Source organism: Arthrobacter sp. TJ-240 (assembly GCF_058269195.1).
The window spans coordinates 141221-156602 of record NZ_JBZCNG010000003.1 but is presented as its reverse complement, the minus strand read 5'-3'; the positions used below and the strand labels follow the sequence as shown (position 1 = coordinate 156602).

Annotated in this window: 19 protein-coding genes; 8 read left to right on the top strand and 11 right to left on the bottom strand. The window is 65.7% G+C overall.

The window, feature by feature from the left end:
- Positions 1–334 precede the first annotated feature (334 nt).
- On the bottom strand, positions 335–772 hold the full coding sequence (locus tag AC4D2C_RS09020) for a hypothetical protein (protein WP_490914246.1): 438 nt from the start codon (positions 770–772) through the stop codon (positions 335–337).
- 124 nt (positions 773–896) lie between these two features.
- Positions 897–1121 carry a hypothetical protein gene (locus AC4D2C_RS09015; RefSeq protein ID WP_490914245.1) on the bottom strand — a complete coding sequence of 75 codons (225 nt, stop codon included), beginning with the start codon at positions 1119–1121 and terminating at the stop codon, positions 897–899.
- A 533-nt stretch (positions 1122–1654) separates the two neighbouring features.
- On the opposite strand from AC4D2C_RS09015, the gene AC4D2C_RS09010 reads away from it, so the two are divergent.
- Genes AC4D2C_RS09010 through AC4D2C_RS09000 form a run of 3 tightly spaced genes read left to right on the top strand, consistent with a single transcriptional unit; the run spans position 1655 to position 3246 of the window.
- Positions 1655–2257 (top strand): hypothetical protein, encoded by a 603-nt coding sequence (locus tag AC4D2C_RS09010; protein ID WP_490914244.1) that lies wholly within the window; start codon positions 1655–1657, stop codon positions 2255–2257.
- Positions 2258–2305: 48 nt separating this feature from the next.
- Positions 2306–2539 (top strand): helix-turn-helix domain-containing protein, encoded by a 234-nt coding sequence (locus AC4D2C_RS09005; RefSeq protein ID WP_490914243.1) that lies wholly within the window; start codon positions 2306–2308, stop codon positions 2537–2539.
- A gap of 26 nt (positions 2540–2565) precedes the next feature.
- Entirely contained in the window at positions 2566–3246 is a 681-nt protein-coding gene (locus AC4D2C_RS09000; protein WP_490914241.1) for a hypothetical protein, read from the top strand.
- A 43-nt stretch (positions 3247–3289) separates the two neighbouring features.
- Here the strand turns inward: AC4D2C_RS09000 and AC4D2C_RS08995 are convergent, their stop codons facing one another.
- Positions 3290–3625, bottom strand: coding sequence for a histone-like nucleoid-structuring protein Lsr2 (locus tag AC4D2C_RS08995; RefSeq protein ID WP_490914239.1), 336 nt, complete (start codon positions 3623–3625; stop codon positions 3290–3292).
- An 84-nt stretch (positions 3626–3709) separates the two neighbouring features.
- Positions 3710–4639, bottom strand: a complete 930-nt coding sequence (locus AC4D2C_RS08990; protein WP_490914237.1) for a tyrosine-type recombinase/integrase — start codon at positions 4637–4639, stop codon at positions 3710–3712.
- A gap of 579 nt (positions 4640–5218) precedes the next feature.
- Here AC4D2C_RS08990 and AC4D2C_RS08985 point away from each other — a divergent pair.
- Positions 5219–6409, top strand: a complete 1191-nt coding sequence (locus AC4D2C_RS08985; protein WP_490914235.1) for an acyltransferase family protein — start codon at positions 5219–5221, stop codon at positions 6407–6409.
- Here the strand turns inward: AC4D2C_RS08985 and AC4D2C_RS08980 are convergent.
- A complete protein-coding gene (locus AC4D2C_RS08980) occupies positions 6336–6854 on the bottom strand; it encodes a DUF6314 family protein (protein WP_490914233.1) in 519 nt (172 codons plus the stop codon). The genes AC4D2C_RS08985 and AC4D2C_RS08980 overlap by 74 nt on opposite strands.
- 93 nt (positions 6855–6947) lie before the next feature.
- Between AC4D2C_RS08980 and AC4D2C_RS08975 the strand changes: the two genes are divergently transcribed.
- Entirely contained in the window at positions 6948–7385 is a 438-nt protein-coding gene (locus AC4D2C_RS08975) for a MarR family winged helix-turn-helix transcriptional regulator (protein ID WP_490914231.1), read from the top strand.
- Positions 7386–7439: 54 nt separating this feature from the next.
- Here AC4D2C_RS08975 and AC4D2C_RS08970 read toward each other — a convergent pair whose 3' ends face one another.
- Positions 7440–7910, bottom strand: a complete 471-nt coding sequence (locus AC4D2C_RS08970; protein WP_490914229.1) for a DUF1810 domain-containing protein — start codon at positions 7908–7910, stop codon at positions 7440–7442.
- 51 nt (positions 7911–7961) lie between these two features.
- On the opposite strand from AC4D2C_RS08970, the gene trxA reads away from it, so the two are divergent.
- The gene (trxA, locus tag AC4D2C_RS08965) at positions 7962–8351 is read left to right on the top strand and encodes a thioredoxin (protein ID WP_104051025.1); all 390 of its coding nucleotides are present in this window, start codon (positions 7962–7964) and stop codon (positions 8349–8351) included.
- Between the two features lie 60 nt (positions 8352–8411).
- Here the strand turns inward: trxA and AC4D2C_RS08960 are convergent, their stop codons facing one another.
- The 3 genes from AC4D2C_RS08960 to AC4D2C_RS08950 all read right to left on the bottom strand — a co-directional run bounded on the left by AC4D2C_RS08960 (position 8412) and on the right by AC4D2C_RS08950 (position 10915).
- Positions 8412–8702 carry a putative quinol monooxygenase gene (locus AC4D2C_RS08960; RefSeq protein WP_490907188.1) on the bottom strand — a complete coding sequence of 97 codons (291 nt, stop codon included), beginning with the start codon at positions 8700–8702 and terminating at the stop codon, positions 8412–8414.
- Positions 8703–8711: 9 nt separating this feature from the next.
- Complete coding sequence (locus AC4D2C_RS08955) at positions 8712–9686, bottom strand: DNA-3-methyladenine glycosylase family protein (protein ID WP_490914227.1); 975 nt, start codon at positions 9684–9686, stop codon at positions 8712–8714.
- Between the two features lie 146 nt (positions 9687–9832).
- Positions 9833–10915 carry a tartrate dehydrogenase gene (locus AC4D2C_RS08950; protein WP_490914226.1) on the bottom strand — a complete coding sequence of 361 codons (1083 nt, stop codon included), beginning with the start codon at positions 10913–10915 and terminating at the stop codon, positions 9833–9835.
- Between the two features lie 154 nt (positions 10916–11069).
- Here AC4D2C_RS08950 and AC4D2C_RS08945 point away from each other — a divergent pair, with 154 nt between their 5' ends.
- Positions 11070–12446, top strand: a complete 1377-nt coding sequence (locus AC4D2C_RS08945) for a cystathionine beta-synthase (RefSeq protein WP_490914224.1) — start codon at positions 11070–11072, stop codon at positions 12444–12446.
- 30 nt (positions 12447–12476) lie between these two features.
- On the top strand, positions 12477–13637 hold the full coding sequence (locus AC4D2C_RS08940) for a cystathionine gamma-synthase (RefSeq protein ID WP_490914222.1): 1161 nt from the start codon (positions 12477–12479) through the stop codon (positions 13635–13637).
- Between the two features lie 67 nt (positions 13638–13704).
- Here AC4D2C_RS08940 and AC4D2C_RS08935 read toward each other — a convergent pair whose 3' ends face one another.
- On the bottom strand, positions 13705–14121 hold the full coding sequence (locus tag AC4D2C_RS08935) for a hypothetical protein (RefSeq protein ID WP_490914220.1): 417 nt from the start codon (positions 14119–14121) through the stop codon (positions 13705–13707).
- Between the two features lie 9 nt (positions 14122–14130).
- On the bottom strand, positions 14131–15336 hold the full coding sequence (locus AC4D2C_RS08930; RefSeq protein ID WP_490914218.1) for an amidohydrolase: 1206 nt from the start codon (positions 15334–15336) through the stop codon (positions 14131–14133).
- Positions 15337–15382: the final 46 nt, after the last annotated feature.

Here is a 15382-nt window from a genome sequence, read left to right as displayed (position 1 = left end):
AAAGTCGGTCGAGCCGGTACCTTGCCTGGGCTAGAAGGTCTTCCTGGTCTAGGCGCGACAGCACAGGAGACGGGTCATCGCACACGATGTTGTGCTCCACGAACCGGTGCACTGCTTCAAGTAGCCGCTTCATGCACTGACGCTAAAGCTCGGAGCTAGCATCTCAACAGCGTGTGCGGTACTCCACCACGTCCTGCTACTACTCGGGGCCGTTCGAGAGGAGCCCATACACCCGGCCTAGCGCAGTTGCTCCCCACCTCCGAAGAGGTGGGGAGCAACTGATGGCTTTGAGCAGTGCGGCTGGATTAGCGCCGCGGTAGCGACCAGCTCGTTCCTACCGGCCTGGTAGGACCTCAGCTGTTCTTGGATCTTTCTGCTCTGCCGCGGTCACTGTCTTATGAAGATCTTCGAGGATGAACTTCCAGCCCTCGTACGCGCTCTCTTGCCTCCTTGATATACGCATCCCGACGAGGAGGACAAGCAGAAATGCCGCGACGAGCAGCGGAACAACAATCGATATGCTGTCTGAGCTCGACCATTGGCCGATGACGATCCCGAGCGCAATCATGATAATGGGCATGGCCATCGGAGCAGCTTTGACGTTGAAGTGCTCGTCGGCCTCACGTACGCGTCCGATTAGAAGAAGTCGCTCCTGGTATCCCATGCTTTGAAACTCGTCCATCAGATTCCCATTCGGTTTCTGCTTCCGTACGATCTGTTGAGGTGACAGGCCTTCGGTTGCCCAGCTCGTCACTCTATCTTCGTTGCTCATTGGTTCCTTCGGGTGAGGGCCCTTGCGGGCTTCTGTGGGGGTGCGGAAAAGAAGATAACGTCAACGGCTTGGTCAGAAGTCCATGTAGGCCTCAACTTGGGCGAATACGGCGCGATTGCTGAGGTTAGGCGGGTGTGACGGCGTTGCGCCACACCCAACCTTCCCGCCAAGCATCGATGTGAGGCTCGAGGAACCGGATCTTCACTGCTGTAGCCGTCCAGGAGATCGCCATGGCCTGGACCCGGACGGCTTGGGTGGGGTAGCGGACCCAGGCGTACACGCGGCGGGGCTTGTCGAAGTCCTTCGGCGGGTTCTGACGAAGCTGCAACTCTGCGGCGGTCAGGAGCATGGGTTCCTCACGCATAACCCGCTCACCGATCCGCTCATCCATCAAGCGGCCGTAGTGCTCGGCATACCGCTTGTTTTGACCGACACGAGGGAGCGTAGGTGACGTCAGTGACAGAACTGGTCAAACTTGGGGCTCCACCCATGCGAGCGTATTGAGGCGGGTACAAAATGCCAGATGATCTGTCGGAACCAGTGTGGCTCGATACAATCACTCCCGAGGGAAGTGTCGGAGCAGTTCGCGCAATACTCATCGAGCGTCAAGAGAATGTAGTCATCGTGCGGCAATCCGACCCATGCGACATCGACACCCCACGAATACACATCTTCCCTGGGGATGAAGTTGCTCTGTGCACAGCGATATCCCATTCCGGCGTTCATTTGACCTCGGAAGTTGGGAGTACCAAGGACTTTCTTTTCGGTCAACGGGTCGTTCCGGTGCGAGAGGAACAAGGGGTTGTTGTCGCTAGGACACTTAGGCATGGCGAAACCGATGACGGCCGCCGCGTGCACGTTAGGCCCGGGTATCAAATGCGAGTGGAGTTGACGGTTGAAATAGCCTACATTGACTCTCTCACACGCCCCAGTGCGTCAGGCTACGTCCCGGTCACTCCTACTGTGAATACTTGGCTCGACATCGGTGTCGCAAGGGCTATCGCGCAGGATCGATACTTACGAGCCGCAGCCCGGAGACTCGACGTAGCGCGGTTGCTACTGGATGAGGTGCAGCAGATTCGAGCAGGTCTCAACCCAGACGAGCAATCTGGGCCGACAATACGCTACAACGCATTCAGTTTAATAGCGAACGTTGAAATGGCGATAATTGCTGTTGAAAAGGTTCTCCAGATGGTTCTGAACATGCACAAAGAAGTTGGCATTCCAGTTGTAGTTCCGGCCGCGGCGATCTCTCTGAGTGGCCCCTTGAAGGACATCAGGAATGCGTTCGAGCACATCGAGGACCGCGCGTTAGGCAGGGTCAGAACGAAAATCCACCCTGATGCAGATTCGGCGTTTGATCAGGAAGCTATTCTGAACCGCGACGAGCTTATATATGGGCCGCACGCCGTGAGTATTTCGGCACTAATCCCGCTGTCTGATGACCTGCGAGCTGCTTTGGTGGAGTCCACGGGCAGCATTTAGGAATTGAGTGATCGTGTAGTGCGTCTGATCTCGCACTAAGATCGGATCATGTCACGCTCACCCCGTTTCCTAACCCTGCCCGACGTCGCTGAGGAGTTGGCGGTGAGCCAGTCGCAGATGTACGCCCTTGTGAAGTCAGGTGACCTACCGGCAATCCAAGTAGGCGGCCGCGGTCAGTGGCGAGTCGAGCGCGTCAAGCTCGAGGAGTACATCGCCCGCACGTACGAACAAGCCGAGAAGCAGCGGGCGAAGCTCAATCCCGCTGACCTGCCGGAACAGTAGCCAGCCAGGTCAGCGATACTTCTCCAATGGACCCAGCTTCTTCCTGCGTCGAACGCAGCACTCTGGTTTGCGCGATCAACGATGTCGCACGAGGAGTTCAGAGTGGACCATCGTTCTTCGACTGGCTAGCACTCGGTGTGATTCCTCTCCTGTCAGCGCTTGCATCGATAGGGGTGCTTGTTTTTTCAGTGAGGACGGCTCGCGCTGCTGAGAAGCAAGCGGAGCGATCGGAAGCAGCACGGATCAAAGCCGAGAGTGACCGCCTGGAAAACGAGCGACGCCAGCGATTGAATACTGCTCTGAGTGCTTTTTTGGGTGAGTTGGCGGTCAACCTTGAAGAGCACCGAATCTACGAGCGGTTGTTGTTGAAAGGAACGCTTATTGGTGACCCTGAGCCGGTTGTGCCTTCAGCTTCGCCGCTGATAGTTCGTCTTGGGATCGCGAAAATGGATGTCTCAGCTTCTGAACTCCGCTTCCTAGAGAATCTCGAACTAGTGGTTACGCCATCCAGCGACATAGATAGTCCCACTTTTCGTCACCGCTTGCGCCTTCTCCCAGATTTGGTAGCGACTTGGGCTCGCGAATCTGGCCCGGCCAAGGAGTTGGCGTCAGAAGCGGTGCGCCGTCTCACGAAGGCAAGAGACCGTCCGTCGGTACGAACCGTTCAGCACTGGTATTGCGGCGACACGGAAGCAGTCCGCAGTTGAGGTGTTGGAGGCCCGGAGGGTTAAGACGAGGCGCCCTGGCGACTCATGCGTGCGCTTCGTTGTAGGCGTCGACGATTGACTGGTTGATGCGCCCACGGGAGCTTGGGTTGTGTCCGTTCTCCTGGGCCCACTGGCGGATCTGAGCGGTGTTCTCACGCTTGTTGCTGCTTGCCGGCTTCGTGCTCGCCTGGCTGCGCTTCCCACCGGTAGCTTTCCGGCCCTTCTCTACGTACTCAGACAGGGCCGAACGCAGCTTCTCGGCGTTCTCCGTCGTCAGGTCGATCTCGTATTCGTTGCCCTCGAAACCAAATCGAACTGTCTCCTGAGCTTCCTCACCATTGAGGTCATCCACCAGTTGCACCTGCACGCGCTGCGCCATAACAAACTCCTAAGTAGTCGGGTTTTCTAACCCCCACATTTATCGACGTTACAGGCTTGCGTGACTGGGGACAAAGCAGATGAGTCAGTCGAATATCTCATCGGCTATCTCAGCCATTCTGCGGTGCTCCTCAGGCATGAGATGCCCGTAGACGTTGACAGTCATTTTGATGTCCTTGTGCCCCAGCCTGCGAGACAGGGAGTGCATATCAGCGCTGGTGTGAAGGAACATGCTCGAGCTGGTGTGCCGGATGTCATGGATCCTGGGCTTGTTGTCCTCAGTGAAGCCGGCAGCGATGCACGCTGGTCCCCAGTGCTTGTGGATGGCCGATGACCGTATGGCCGTGCCAATCATGTTGGTGAACACCAGTCCGTCGCTGGCTGCCTGCACAAGTGGGGCCAGCATTGTTGCCAGGGAGGCGTTGAGCGCTACTTTGCGGCGGGAACTGGCCGTCTTTGGTGGTCCAACAACGCGGCCACCTTGCCCGTCACGCTTCCAAGCCTTCGACACGCTCACCAGCACTGTTGCAGCGCCATACTCAAAGTCGCTCCCACGCAGGGCAGTAGCCTCACCAAACCGCATGCCCGTGACCCGTAGGAACTGAAAGAAGAGTTGGTAGTGCGGATGAAGGTGGAACATGATTCGCCCCCACTCGGGTGCGCTGATAACTCTCACAGGAGCCTCGATACTGCTCGAGCTTGGAAGCCGGATCCCGTAGCAAGGGTCGTCTCGGCGCCATCCCAAGCAGATGGCTGTCTTGAACGCGGAAGACAGAAACCCGAAGTAGTTGCGGACCGTCTTTGGAGCTAGTCCCTCGTTGATCGACAGCGTATTGACCCACCGAGCAACCCATTCGAAGTCGATGTCCTTCACAAGAGTTGCCCCGATGTCGCCCCCGAATCGGAAGTTCAGGCTCCTCTCATAGCGAGTCAGCGTGTACCCGCCGACCGCCGTACGAAGTTCAATGTGCTTCTCCAGCAGGTCCATTAGGGTCGCCGTCTTGTTCTTCTTCAAGGTTCCTCCATCGTTTTGGTGAGAAAGGATCGTCTCGCCAACGACGGGGGATCAACCACCCAGCCAACTCGTGTTACGAGGGGCGCAAGCAGCGGCAGATTGAGCAGATGGACACGCCGAGCGGAGCTAGTTTCACCTGGCCCGTAAGGCGCTTTCGCTTTTATGCGTAGCGAGGGTCCACGAGGCGTCATGTCGCTGTTCCCGTGCATAGACGCCGATCCATTCTTTGTTACGCCAATGGCCACCTGATCCGCGCTCCGGTTAGCGCCCACGTTTTGCCCACACTTCACCCACATCCGCGGTGAGTTCTAGTGATTCCGCCTGATGAAATTTCGCGGGATTACGGGAAATTCCTTCCCGCCCAAGGTATGAAAGAGAGTTCGAATCCCTCATCTGCCACAGCAAGGAAGGACCCGCTTCATCGGAAGCGGGTCCTTCGTCGTTGATGCTCCAGGAGCAGGCGCCGCGGATCGGGCGAGATCGACTTGTCGAAGACCGTGCAGGCCGCCCCGACGGCTCTTACGTCGGTTCCCAGCGTGGTCCCTTCCCCCCCCGATGTCCGCCGTGCGGGGAGTCGGAGTGCCTGCCCCAGATCTCCGCGACCGCCGTGGCCGCGACGTCCTTCTCGAGCACCACGGGGAAGCCGGTGGCCGTGCTGAGGGAATCCCGCAGCGGCCATCCGGGAAGGGCCACCCACCGAAGTACCGATGCGCATGCCTACAGTGGAATTTCGACGCCGGGGAGGCCACCATCAGCAGTATCGAAGACACACGCATCGGCTGGCTCGACAGCCTGCGCGGTGCCGCCATCCTCCTCGTCGTCGTCCTGCACGCGGGGGAGGCCCTCCGTGTCACCGTCGGCCCGACCCCGGGGCTCGACCAGTTCAACCTGTTCCTCGAGCCGTTCCGCATGCCCGTCCTGATGTTCCTCTCGGGGATCCTGCTGCCGCGGTCGGTCGCCAAGTCCGGGCGCGAGTACTTCGCGGGCAAGGTCTCCATGGTGGCGTGGCCCTACCTCCTGTGGTCGGTGATCATCCTCGCGGCCAGCGACGACCTCGGCCCCGGTCGGCTGGCGGAGATCCTCTACCTGTCGCCCACCTACCTCTGGTACCTGTGGTTCATCCTCGTCTTCTACGCGCTGGCCTATCCGCTGCGGCGCGTCCCACCCCTGGTGATCGCGGGCGCGGGGCTTGCGCTGTCCTTCGTGCTGCCGGATGCCGGCCGCCCCGAGACCCTGGCGTTCCTCGCGGCCTTTTTCTTCTTCGGCGCGTGGTGCGCGCGTCACGCACGCCTGGTGGAGCGGACCATCGACAGGCCGTGGGTGCTGGCGCTGGCGGCGGCCTCGGCGGTCACCGTGGGTGTCCTCAACGTGGCGGGCCGGGACGTCCTGTACCGGGGTGAGTTCGTGTGGGGCGTGGTGGGTGCCCTCGGTGTGGTGTGCTGGATCTTCCCACGGCTCGGGGCCAACCGCGCGACGGCGGCCCTCGAGTTCGTGGGGCGGTACTCGATCGTCTTCTACGTGGTGCACCTCGGCCCGATCATGGTGACGCTCGCCCTCGCCGAGGCCGCCGGGCTCGCGGGGACGTGGCTGCTGCCGCTGCTGCTGGCGGTGGGGGTCGGGGTACCGCTCGGGGTGGCCTGGGTGTACTCCACAAGGGCGCATGCGTCGGTCGATCTGCTGTTCGAGTTGCCCGCCCTCAAGCGGCGTCCTGTGGCGTCGGTGCCCCGTGTCCGTCGGTCGAGGGCCCGGAGGGGGCTCCGGTCCGGGTGAGGACGGTCGTCAGGAGGTGGTCCTTCGCGGGCCCCGTGACGTCCCAGGAGTAGTCGATCGTGCCGTACGACGTGACGGTGAAGTGCACGCGATAGGTGTCCGGGTAGCAGTCGTGCTCGTCGCGGGCCGTACCCGACCGCAGGTCGAGGTGGCACAGCACCCGTCCGTCCGGGAAGGTGACGGTCGCTTCGGGGTCCCCGAAATCCCCGGTGTCGATGCGGTACGAGCGTGAGGCCGGGCCCTGGAAGGACGCCCAGCAGACCGTCCCCTCCTCGTCCCACCGCAGGCCGCCGACGTCGGGTGTGAAGGTCGTGGTCCCCGAGAACGTGCCTGTCGTGCCGGTGGACCGGTCCAGGAGCTCCCTCCGGGTGGACCACGTCCCGGCGAGGAAGGCGATCGGATCGGGGACAGGGAGCGGTCCGCCGGATGGCACAGCCTCCTGCATGGTCCCCCTCCCCGTCGGTCCACCCCACGCTAACCCGGACCGCACGACGGCGCATCTTGCCTTGCGGGGTTCCAAATGTTAGGCTGCCTAACTATGAGCCTCTCCACGGATTCCAGGCTGCTCGAGCTCGCGCAGTCCTTCCGCACCACCCTGCGGCATGCCGTCTACCTCAGCCGCTCCATGGACAGCGACGGAGAGCTCACCACCATGCAGATGAGTACGCTGAGCATGGCCGCCGAGGAGCCGCTGCGCGTCAGTCGCGTCGCCGCCAACCTCGGCATCCGGGTGCCCTCCGCCACCGAGCAGATCATCAAGCTCGAGCAGGCCGGCCTCGTCCGCCGGCAGCCGGACCCCACCGACTTGCGCGCCGTCCTCGTGCAGCTCACCGACAAGGGCCGCGATGCCTGGACGGCGGCGGGCACGCGCCGCAACGAGCGCGTCGCCACGCTGCTCGACCGGCTCGACGACGACGAGAGGGCCATGCTCGCTGCAGCCCTGCCCGTCATCGAGAAACTCACCTCCGGCACCTGAGTCAGCGCCGGGAGCCCTCTCGGGAGCATCCGGGGGCAGGACGGGCCGAGGGCGTCAGCCCGCCAGGATCGACGTCGTCGCCTGGTCCTCCGCCCCGCCGTAGTACCGGTCCAGCAGCGCCGTGAACCACGGCTCCTGCGGGGCGGCCCGATCGAAGAGCGTCAGGGAGGACTGCAGCTTGCGGGCGTCGATCTCGCCGAACACGGCGACCGGATCGTTCCCGTCCAGGTTGAGCAGTGCATGGACGCTTTCCAGCAGCCGGGGTCCGAGCACGGGATGCGCCAGGTAGGCACGGGCCTCGTCGAGCGAGCCGATGGCGTACCGCACCGCCGTCGGGCTGCTCCCGAGCCCCGCGATCTGGGGGAAGACGAACCACATCCAGTGGCCGGTCTTGCGGCCACGCTGCAGCTCGGCGAGCGCCTGCGGGTAGGTGCCCTGGGCGTCCTGTGCCTCGACGAATCGCACGAGATCATAGGGGTCGTCGGTCACGCGTACTTCCTTCGGTCGGTAGGGAGGATTCTTCATTGGTAGCGAACAGGCCTGACAAGGGGATGCGCGGGTCGCTAGCGTTAAGGGATGTCGACAATCAATATCACCGAGGCAAGCTTCCCGGAAACCATCGAGGGCAACGACATCGTGTTCGTTGACTTCTGGGCCGACTGGTGCGGGCCGTGCAAGCAGTTCGCGCCGGTCTACGACGCCGTGTCGCAGCAGCACGACGACGTCACCTTCGCGAAGGTGGACACCGAGGCCGAGCAGTCGCTCGCCGCCGCCGCGGGGATCACCTCGATCCCCACGCTCATGGCCTTCCGCGAGAAGGTCCTCGTCTTCTCCCAGCCCGGCGCTCTCAACGCGACCCAGTTCGGTGAGCTCGTCGAGGCCGTGAAGGGCCTGGACATGAAGGCCGTGCACGAGCAGATCGCGCAGCAGGCAGCCGGCGGCGCGCCCGCCGCCGACGCCCAGTAGGCGTCCCGAGAACCACGAAAGCCCCGCACTCATCGAGTGCGGGGCCTTCTTCGTCGTGGGTCACGCAGCGCGGTCCGAACGGACGATGTCCGCGGGCCCGGCGAGCAGCGCGCTCAGCGATTCGCCGAGGTCCTGGACGGCGGGTCCCTGCAGGTGCGTGTCCAGCAGTTCTGTGGACTCCCACTGCTCGGTCAGGACGATCCGGTCCTCCCGGGCCTCGGTGATCTCGTAGCGGATGCAGCCCGGCTCCTGCACCACCTGTTCGATGGCGATGTCCAGGGCGAGCTTCACGCGGAAGAACTCGCCGTCGAGGGGGGTGAACACAGCGGTGACGTCTACGGGTCGGGTCATGTTCCCACCCTAGCGGCGGCGGTGGTCCTCGGGGGACAGACGGGGACCGTAGGCCTGCTTCCGGAAGCCGCTCGCGTACAGGGTCCGGACCACGCGCTGGCGCTGGCCCTTCCATGGCTCGAGGAGCTCGATCATCCCGGCGTCGTCGGTGCGCCGTCCCGTGAGGGCAGCGCCCACGAAGGCCGCGAGGTGGTAGTCGCCCACGGAGATGGAATCGGGGCAACCGTGCGTCCGCTGGACGACCTCGGCCACCGTCCAGACGCCGATACCGGGGACGGAGCGCAGGCCCGCGCGGACGGCATCACCGCCCGGCCTGGAGCCGAGCCGTTCGAGGCCGCTCGCCACGAGGGCGGCCTTCAGGATGGTCGTCGATCGTTTTGCGTCCACCCCGGCCTTGTGCCAGTCCCAGGAGGGGACGCGGCGCCACTGCTCCGCGGTCGGGGGCAGGCGGAGCCCTGCGGGCGCCAGACCGCCGGCGTCGGGGGCGGGATCGCCGTAGCGGGTGAGCAGGTAACGCCAGGAACGCTTCGCCTCGAGGTTGGTGACCTTCTGCTCCAGGATCGCCCGCACGATGGTGTCGAGCATGCGGCCCGATGCCGGCAGGCGCACGCCGGGGCTGAGGTACCTGCCCTTCCGGGCGAGATCGGGCAGCGTCACCGAGAACGCGACGTCGTCGAACCCGCTCCAGTCGTCATCGGCGCCCAGCAGGCGGGGGACGCGCTCGAGGGCCAGGGCCGCCCCGGGGCCCCACGCCGTCGCCTGGATGCGACAGTCGTTGAGGGAGCCCCGCTGCCGCAGGACCAGCGTCACCGGCCCGTCCGCCGTGCGGTACGCGAGCCAGTGGTCGGGGCCCTGGACGATGAAGGAGGGGTCGTGCGGACCGCACTGCAGGGTGCCGACCGTGCCTGCCAGGCTGTAGGGGCCGTCGGGGAGCCACTCCGCGGCCTCCGCGCCCGACGGCACGACGGCGGGGGCGATTGTCATGCATCCATGGTGTCACGATGCCGGGGGCGGATCGGGCTCCGACGGCGTGTCATCCCGTCCCACGCGGGAGGGAGCGTGCTCGAATCCCTCGGCGCAGCAGCTGCCGGAGCCCGCCACCGGGACCTCCCCGCCGGGGGCGCCGGGCGCTAGGCCGTGTCCGCGACGGCGGATGCGATCGTCGCGCCGAGCGACGACGTCGTGCCCGTCCCGCCGAGGTCGCGCGTCAGTGCGTCACCGCCGGTGGCCAGCACCGACTCGATGGCTGCGAGGATCCCGGCGGCGGCATCCGCCTCGCCGAGGTGCTCCAGCATCATCGAGGCGCTCCAGATCTGGCCCACCGGATTGGCGATGCCCTGGCCCGCGATGTCCGGGGCGGAGCCGTGGACGGGTTCGAAGAGGCTGGGGAAGGTGCGGTCCGGGTTGATGTTGCCGCTCGGTGCCACACCGATCGTCCCTGTGCAGGCGGGTCCGAGGTCCGAGAGGATGTCCCCGAAGAGGTTGCTGGCCACCACGACGTCGAACCAGTCGGGATGGAGGACGAAGTTCGCGCAGAGGATGTCGATGTGGAACTTGTCGGTCCGGACGTCGTCGTAGTCGGCTGCCATCGCCTCCACCCGCTCGTCCCAGTAGGGCATGGTGATCGAGATGCCGTTGCTCTTCGTCGCCGAGGTCAGGTGCTTCTTCTCCCGCTTCCGCGCGAGGTCGTACGCGTAGCGCAGGATGCGGTCCACGCCCGTGCGGGTCATCACGGTGTCCTGGATGACGGTCTCTCGGTCGGTGCCCTCGAACATGCGCCCGCCGACGCTCGAGTACTCGCCCTCGGTGTTCTCGCGGACCACGTAGAAGTCGACGTCGCCCGGCTCCCTGCCCGCCAGGGGACTCGTGATCCCCGGGAGCAGCCGCACGGGGCGCAGGTTGACGTACTGGTCGAAGTGGCGCCGGAACTGCAGCAGGCTGCCCCACAGCGACACGTGGTCGGGGACGACGTCGGGCCAGCCGACCGCACCGAAGAAGATCGCGTCGAAGCCCCGCAGCTCCTCGAACCAGCCGTCGGGCAGCATCTTCCCGTGCTCCAGGTAGTAGTCTGCGCTGGCGTAGTCGAACTCGACGGCGTCGACCGTGAACCCGTACCGGTCTGCCGCCGCGTTCAGCGACCGCAGCCCCTCCGGCATGACCTCCTTGCCGATGCCGTCCCCCGCGATGACCGCGATCCTGTAGGTGTTCGTCATGGCTGGGTCTCCTCGTGTGCGTCCGGCGTACCGTCCCAGCCTAGGCGCGGGCCCTGGGGTCCCGGGGCCCGCGGCAGTGTCCGACCGACCATCCAGCGTCCCGCGGCGTAACGGGGGCGCGGGGGCGGGCGCAGCAGCCGGTAGCGTTGTACGCATGAAGTACGCCAATTCCATCGTTGACCTGATCGGCAACACCCCGCTGGTCAAGCTCAACTCCGTCACCGACGGCATCAGAGCGACCGTCCTCGCGAAGGTCGAATACCTCAACCCGGGCGGGTCGGTGAAGGACCGGATCGCGGCGAAGATCATCGACGCCGCGGAGGCCGAGGGCAGAATCGCACCCGGCGGCACCATCGTCGAACCGACCTCCGGCAACACCGGCGTCGGGCTCGCCCTCGTCGCCCAGCAGCGGGGCTACAAGTGCGTCTTCGTGGTGCCCGACAAGGTGGGCGAGGACAAGCGGAACGTCCTGAAAGCGTACGGAGCCGAGGTCGTTGTCACGCCGACCGCCGTCCCACCGGACAGCCCCCAGTCCTACTACGGCGTCTCCGACCGTCTCGTCCGCGAGATCCCCGGCGCCTACAAGCCCGACCAGTTCTCCAACCCGAATGGGCCGCTGAGCCACTACGAGACCACCGGCCCCGAGATCTGGGACGACACCGACGGCAGGCTCACGCACTTCGTGACCGGCGTCGGCACCGGCGGCACCATCACAGGCACCGGCCGGTACCTCAAGGAGGTCTCGGCCGATCGTGAGGGCGGCCCCGTGCGCATCATCGGCGCCGACCCGGACGGCTCGATCTACTCGGGCGGAACCGGGCGCCCCTACTTCGTCGAGGGCGTCGGCGAGGACATGTGGCCGGACTCCTACGACCCCTCCGTGCCCGACGAGATCCACGCGGTCACCGACGCCGAGAGCTTCGAGATGACCCGGCGCCTCGCCCGCGAGGAGGGCCTGCTCGTCGGCGGGTCGTGCGGCATGGCCGTCGTCGCGGCGCTGCGCGTCGCGAAGGACCTCACCGAGGACGACGTCGTCGTGGTCCTGCTGCCCGACGGAGGCCGCGGCTACCTCGGCAAGATCTTCAACGACGACTGGATGAGGTCGTACGGCTTCATGGACAGCGGCGTCGACACGAGTGTGGGTGACGTGCTGCGCACCAAGAGCGGGGCCATGCCCGATCTCGTGCACACCCACCCCACGGACACCGTCCGCGACGTCATCTCGATCATGGACGAGTACGGCGTCTCCATGATCCCCGTGCTGTCGCAGGAACCGCCCGTGAAGATGGGCGAGGTGCTGGGATCGGTGGACGAGCGGTCCCTCACCGCGAAGATCTTCCACGGCGAGGCGAAGCTGACGGACAAGATCTCGGAGCACATGGACGCGAAACTGCCCATCATCGGGTCGCTCGAATCCATCGGCACGGCACGCGAGCGTCTCCAGGACAGCGACACGCTGATGGTGACGTTCGTCGGGTCGCCCGTGGGAATTCTTACGCGCCATGACTTGCTGACATACATGAGCAAGTAACCACCACTCCCCCCGAATTCCAGGAGCATCGTGACCCACTCCGCCCAGGGCTTCAACACCCGCGCCGTCCACGCCGGCCAGACCCCCGACCCGGCCACGGGGGCGGTGATCCCACCGCTGTACCAGACCACCACCTTCGCGCAGGACGGGATCGGCAAGCTGCGCAACGGCTACGAGTACGGTCGCGGCGGCAACCCCACCCGCGACTCGCTGCAGGTGCAGCTCGCCGCACTCGAGGGCGGCAAGCACGCCTTCAGCTTCTCGTCCGGCCTCGCCGCCGAGGACGCGCTCATCCGCGCAGCGCTCCGACCGGGCGATCACATCGTCCTCGGTAATGACGCGTACGGAGGCACCTACCGCCTCATCGACCGCGTGCTGTCCCAGTGGGGCATCACCAACACGGCGGTCGACATGGCGGATCCCGCTGCCGTGCAGGCTGCCATCGCGGGCAACAACACGAAGATGGTGTGGGTGGAGACGCCGTCGAACCCGATGATGAAGATCACCGACATCGCCGCGACGGCGCAGCTGGCGCACGACGCCGGGGCCCTCCTGGTCGTCGACAACACGTTCGCGTCGCCGTACCTGCAGCAGCCGCTCACCTTCGGTGCCGACGTCGTGGTCCACTCGACCACCAAGTACATCGGCGGGCACTCCGACGCCAGCGGCGGCGCGGTGGTCGTGGACGACGACGAGCTCGCCGACAAGATCGGCTTCGTGCAGTTCGCCGTCGGAGCCGTCTCGGCGCCCATGGAGGCCTGGCTCACCACGCGCGGGCTCAAGACGCTCGGGGTCCGGATGGACCGCCACTCCTCGAACGCGACGGCCATCGCCCGCTGGCTGCAGGAGCAGGACGAGGTGGAGCGCGTCTACTACCCCGGGCTGCCCGAGCACCCGGGGCACGACCTCGCGGCCGCCCAGATGAAGGACTTCGGCGGCATGATCTCCGTGACCTTCAAGGGCGGGGCCGAGGCCGCGAAGAAGGTCGCGGAATCGACGCATGTCTTCCTGCTCGCCGAGTCCCTCGGCGGCATCGAGTCGCTGATGAACTACCCGTCCGACATGACGCACGCCTCGGTCAAGGGCACCGAGCTGGCGGTGCCGGAGAACCTGATCCGGCTGTCCGTCGGCATCGAGGACATCGAGGACCTGATCGCCGATCTCGAGCAGGCCGTCTCGGCCCTGCGCTGAGCTCGGACATACGGAAGGCCCCTCCCGCAGGAGGGGCCTTCCGTATATCCGGGCCGCCGCGCCGGTGCTAGCGCGCCCCCGGCCACCGCAAGCGCTTCTTCGCCTTCGGCTGGGTGAGCTGGAAGTAGTCGCTGCTCTGCGGTAGCCACATGAGCAGCACGGCGACGAGCATCGCCCCCGCGATCAGCGACAGGCCCGGTGTCCCGCGCACCACGATCGGTACGCCCACGATGATCCCGATGGTGCTCAGCAGCTCCCGTGCGCCCCTCCTGCCCCGGCGGAGCGGCAGCAGGAGGAGCAGTTGGAGGACGGCCAGCGCCCCGAAGAGCGCGCCGAGCCCGATCAACCCGGCGCGTTCGAGGTCCTGCACCGCAGCCGACGTGATGAACGTGCCGGCTGCGACGAGCAGCAGCACCGCGGTCACGAGCCACAGGACGATGGCAGCGCGCAGGGTGAAGGGTCGGGGCGGCAGGGGCTTCGCCAAGGGTGGCGCCTAGCCCCGGGGAGCGACGGTGCCGCGGCGCGTCCCCGTGTCGTAGGAGTAGACCTCCGTACCGCCGATCCACACCTGCAGGGCGCGCTGCATGACGTCGAGCGGGTCACCGCTCCACAGCACCAGGTCGGCGTCCTTGCCGACGGCCAGGGATCCGAGGCGGTCCGCGAGCCCCAGGACCTTCGCGGGATTGATCGTGATGGAGCGCAGCGCCGTCTCCCGGTCCAGGCCCTCCTTGATCGCGAACGTGGCCTGGTGCACCAGGAAGTTGATCGGGATGACGGGGTGGTCCGTGATGATCGAGATCTCCACGCCGGCCCGCGCGAGCTTGCCGGGGTTGGCGAGGGACCGGCCGCGCAGCTCCACTTTGGACTTCGTGGTGAAGAGGGGGCCGATCAGCACGGGCGTGCCGCGCTCCGCCAGGACGTCGCCGAGCAGGTGCGCCTCGGTGCCGTGGTCGAGCACGAGGTCGTACCCGAACTCGTCGGCGATGCGCAGCGCGGTCGCGATGTCGTCCGCGCGGTGCGCGTGCTGGCGCCACGGGATCTCACGCCGCAGGACCATGGCGAGGGCCTCGAGGTGCGGATCGCGTGCGTTCTCGTCCGCCTTGCCCATGTAGTTCTGGGCCTTCATGAACGCCTCGCGGATGACGAGCGCGGTGCCGAGCCGCGTGGACGGCATCTTGTTCTTGGCGCCGTACACGCGCTTGGGGTTCTCACCGAGCGCCGACTTCAGGCCGCTGGGGGAGCGCAGCACCATCTCCTCCAGGTAGCGCCCGTGAGTGTGGAGCGCGACGGCGAGGCCGCCGATCGGGTTGCCCGACCCGGGGTTCACGTTGACCGTGGTGACGCCGCCCGCGAGGGCGTCGTCGAACCCGGGGTCGTAGGGGTTGATGGCGTCGATGGCGCGCACGCCGGCGGTGTTCGGCTCGGTCATCTCATTGGTGTCGTCGCCGGCCGCGCCTTCACCCTCCTCGTGCGTGCCCAGGTGGACGTGGGCGTCGACGAAGCCCGGCAGCAGCCACTTGCCGCCCGCGTCGATCACGGTGGCGCCGTCGGGCACGGCCACCGACGGGCCGAGGGCCGTGATGCGGCCGCCCTCGACGACCACCGTGCCGTCGAAGGGTTCGCCGTCGATCGGGACGACGTGCGCGTTCGTGACGGCGGTGAGGCGAGCGGGAGGGGTGGATCCGCTGGGGGAGGACATCGGGGCAGGGGCCTTTCACAGGAGGGCAGGGTGATTTCCAACATAC

Coding starts and splice junctions, on each gene's coding strand:
- AC4D2C_RS09020 (WP_490914246.1), bottom strand. CDS start 772: ATGAGCAACGAAGATAGAGTGACGAGCTGGGCAACCGAAGGCCTGTCA.
- AC4D2C_RS09015 (WP_490914245.1), bottom strand. CDS start 1,121: ATGCTCCTGACCGCCGCAGAGTTGCAGCTTCGTCAGAACCCGCCGAAG.
- AC4D2C_RS09005 (WP_490914243.1), top strand. CDS start 2,306: ATGTCACGCTCACCCCGTTTCCTAACCCTGCCCGACGTCGCTGAGGAG.
- AC4D2C_RS09000 (WP_490914241.1), top strand. CDS start 2,566: ATGGACCCAGCTTCTTCCTGCGTCGAACGCAGCACTCTGGTTTGCGCG.
- AC4D2C_RS08995 (WP_490914239.1), bottom strand. CDS start 3,625: ATGGCGCAGCGCGTGCAGGTGCAACTGGTGGATGACCTCAATGGTGAG.
- AC4D2C_RS08980 (WP_490914233.1), bottom strand. CDS start 6,854: ATGCAGGAGGCTGTGCCATCCGGCGGACCGCTCCCTGTCCCCGATCCG.
- AC4D2C_RS08975 (WP_490914231.1), top strand. CDS start 6,948: ATGAGCCTCTCCACGGATTCCAGGCTGCTCGAGCTCGCGCAGTCCTTC.
- AC4D2C_RS08970 (WP_490914229.1), bottom strand. CDS start 7,910: ATGAAGAATCCTCCCTACCGACCGAAGGAAGTACGCGTGACCGACGAC.
- trxA (WP_104051025.1), top strand. CDS start 7,962: ATGTCGACAATCAATATCACCGAGGCAAGCTTCCCGGAAACCATCGAG.
- AC4D2C_RS08960 (WP_490907188.1), bottom strand. CDS start 8,702: ATGACCCGACCCGTAGACGTCACCGCTGTGTTCACCCCCCTCGACGGC.
- AC4D2C_RS08955 (WP_490914227.1), bottom strand. CDS start 9,686: ATGACAATCGCCCCCGCCGTCGTGCCGTCGGGCGCGGAGGCCGCGGAG.
- AC4D2C_RS08950 (WP_490914226.1), bottom strand. CDS start 10,915: ATGACGAACACCTACAGGATCGCGGTCATCGCGGGGGACGGCATCGGC.
- AC4D2C_RS08945 (WP_490914224.1), top strand. CDS start 11,070: ATGAAGTACGCCAATTCCATCGTTGACCTGATCGGCAACACCCCGCTG.
- AC4D2C_RS08930 (WP_490914218.1), bottom strand. CDS start 15,336: ATGTCCTCCCCCAGCGGATCCACCCCTCCCGCTCGCCTCACCGCCGTC.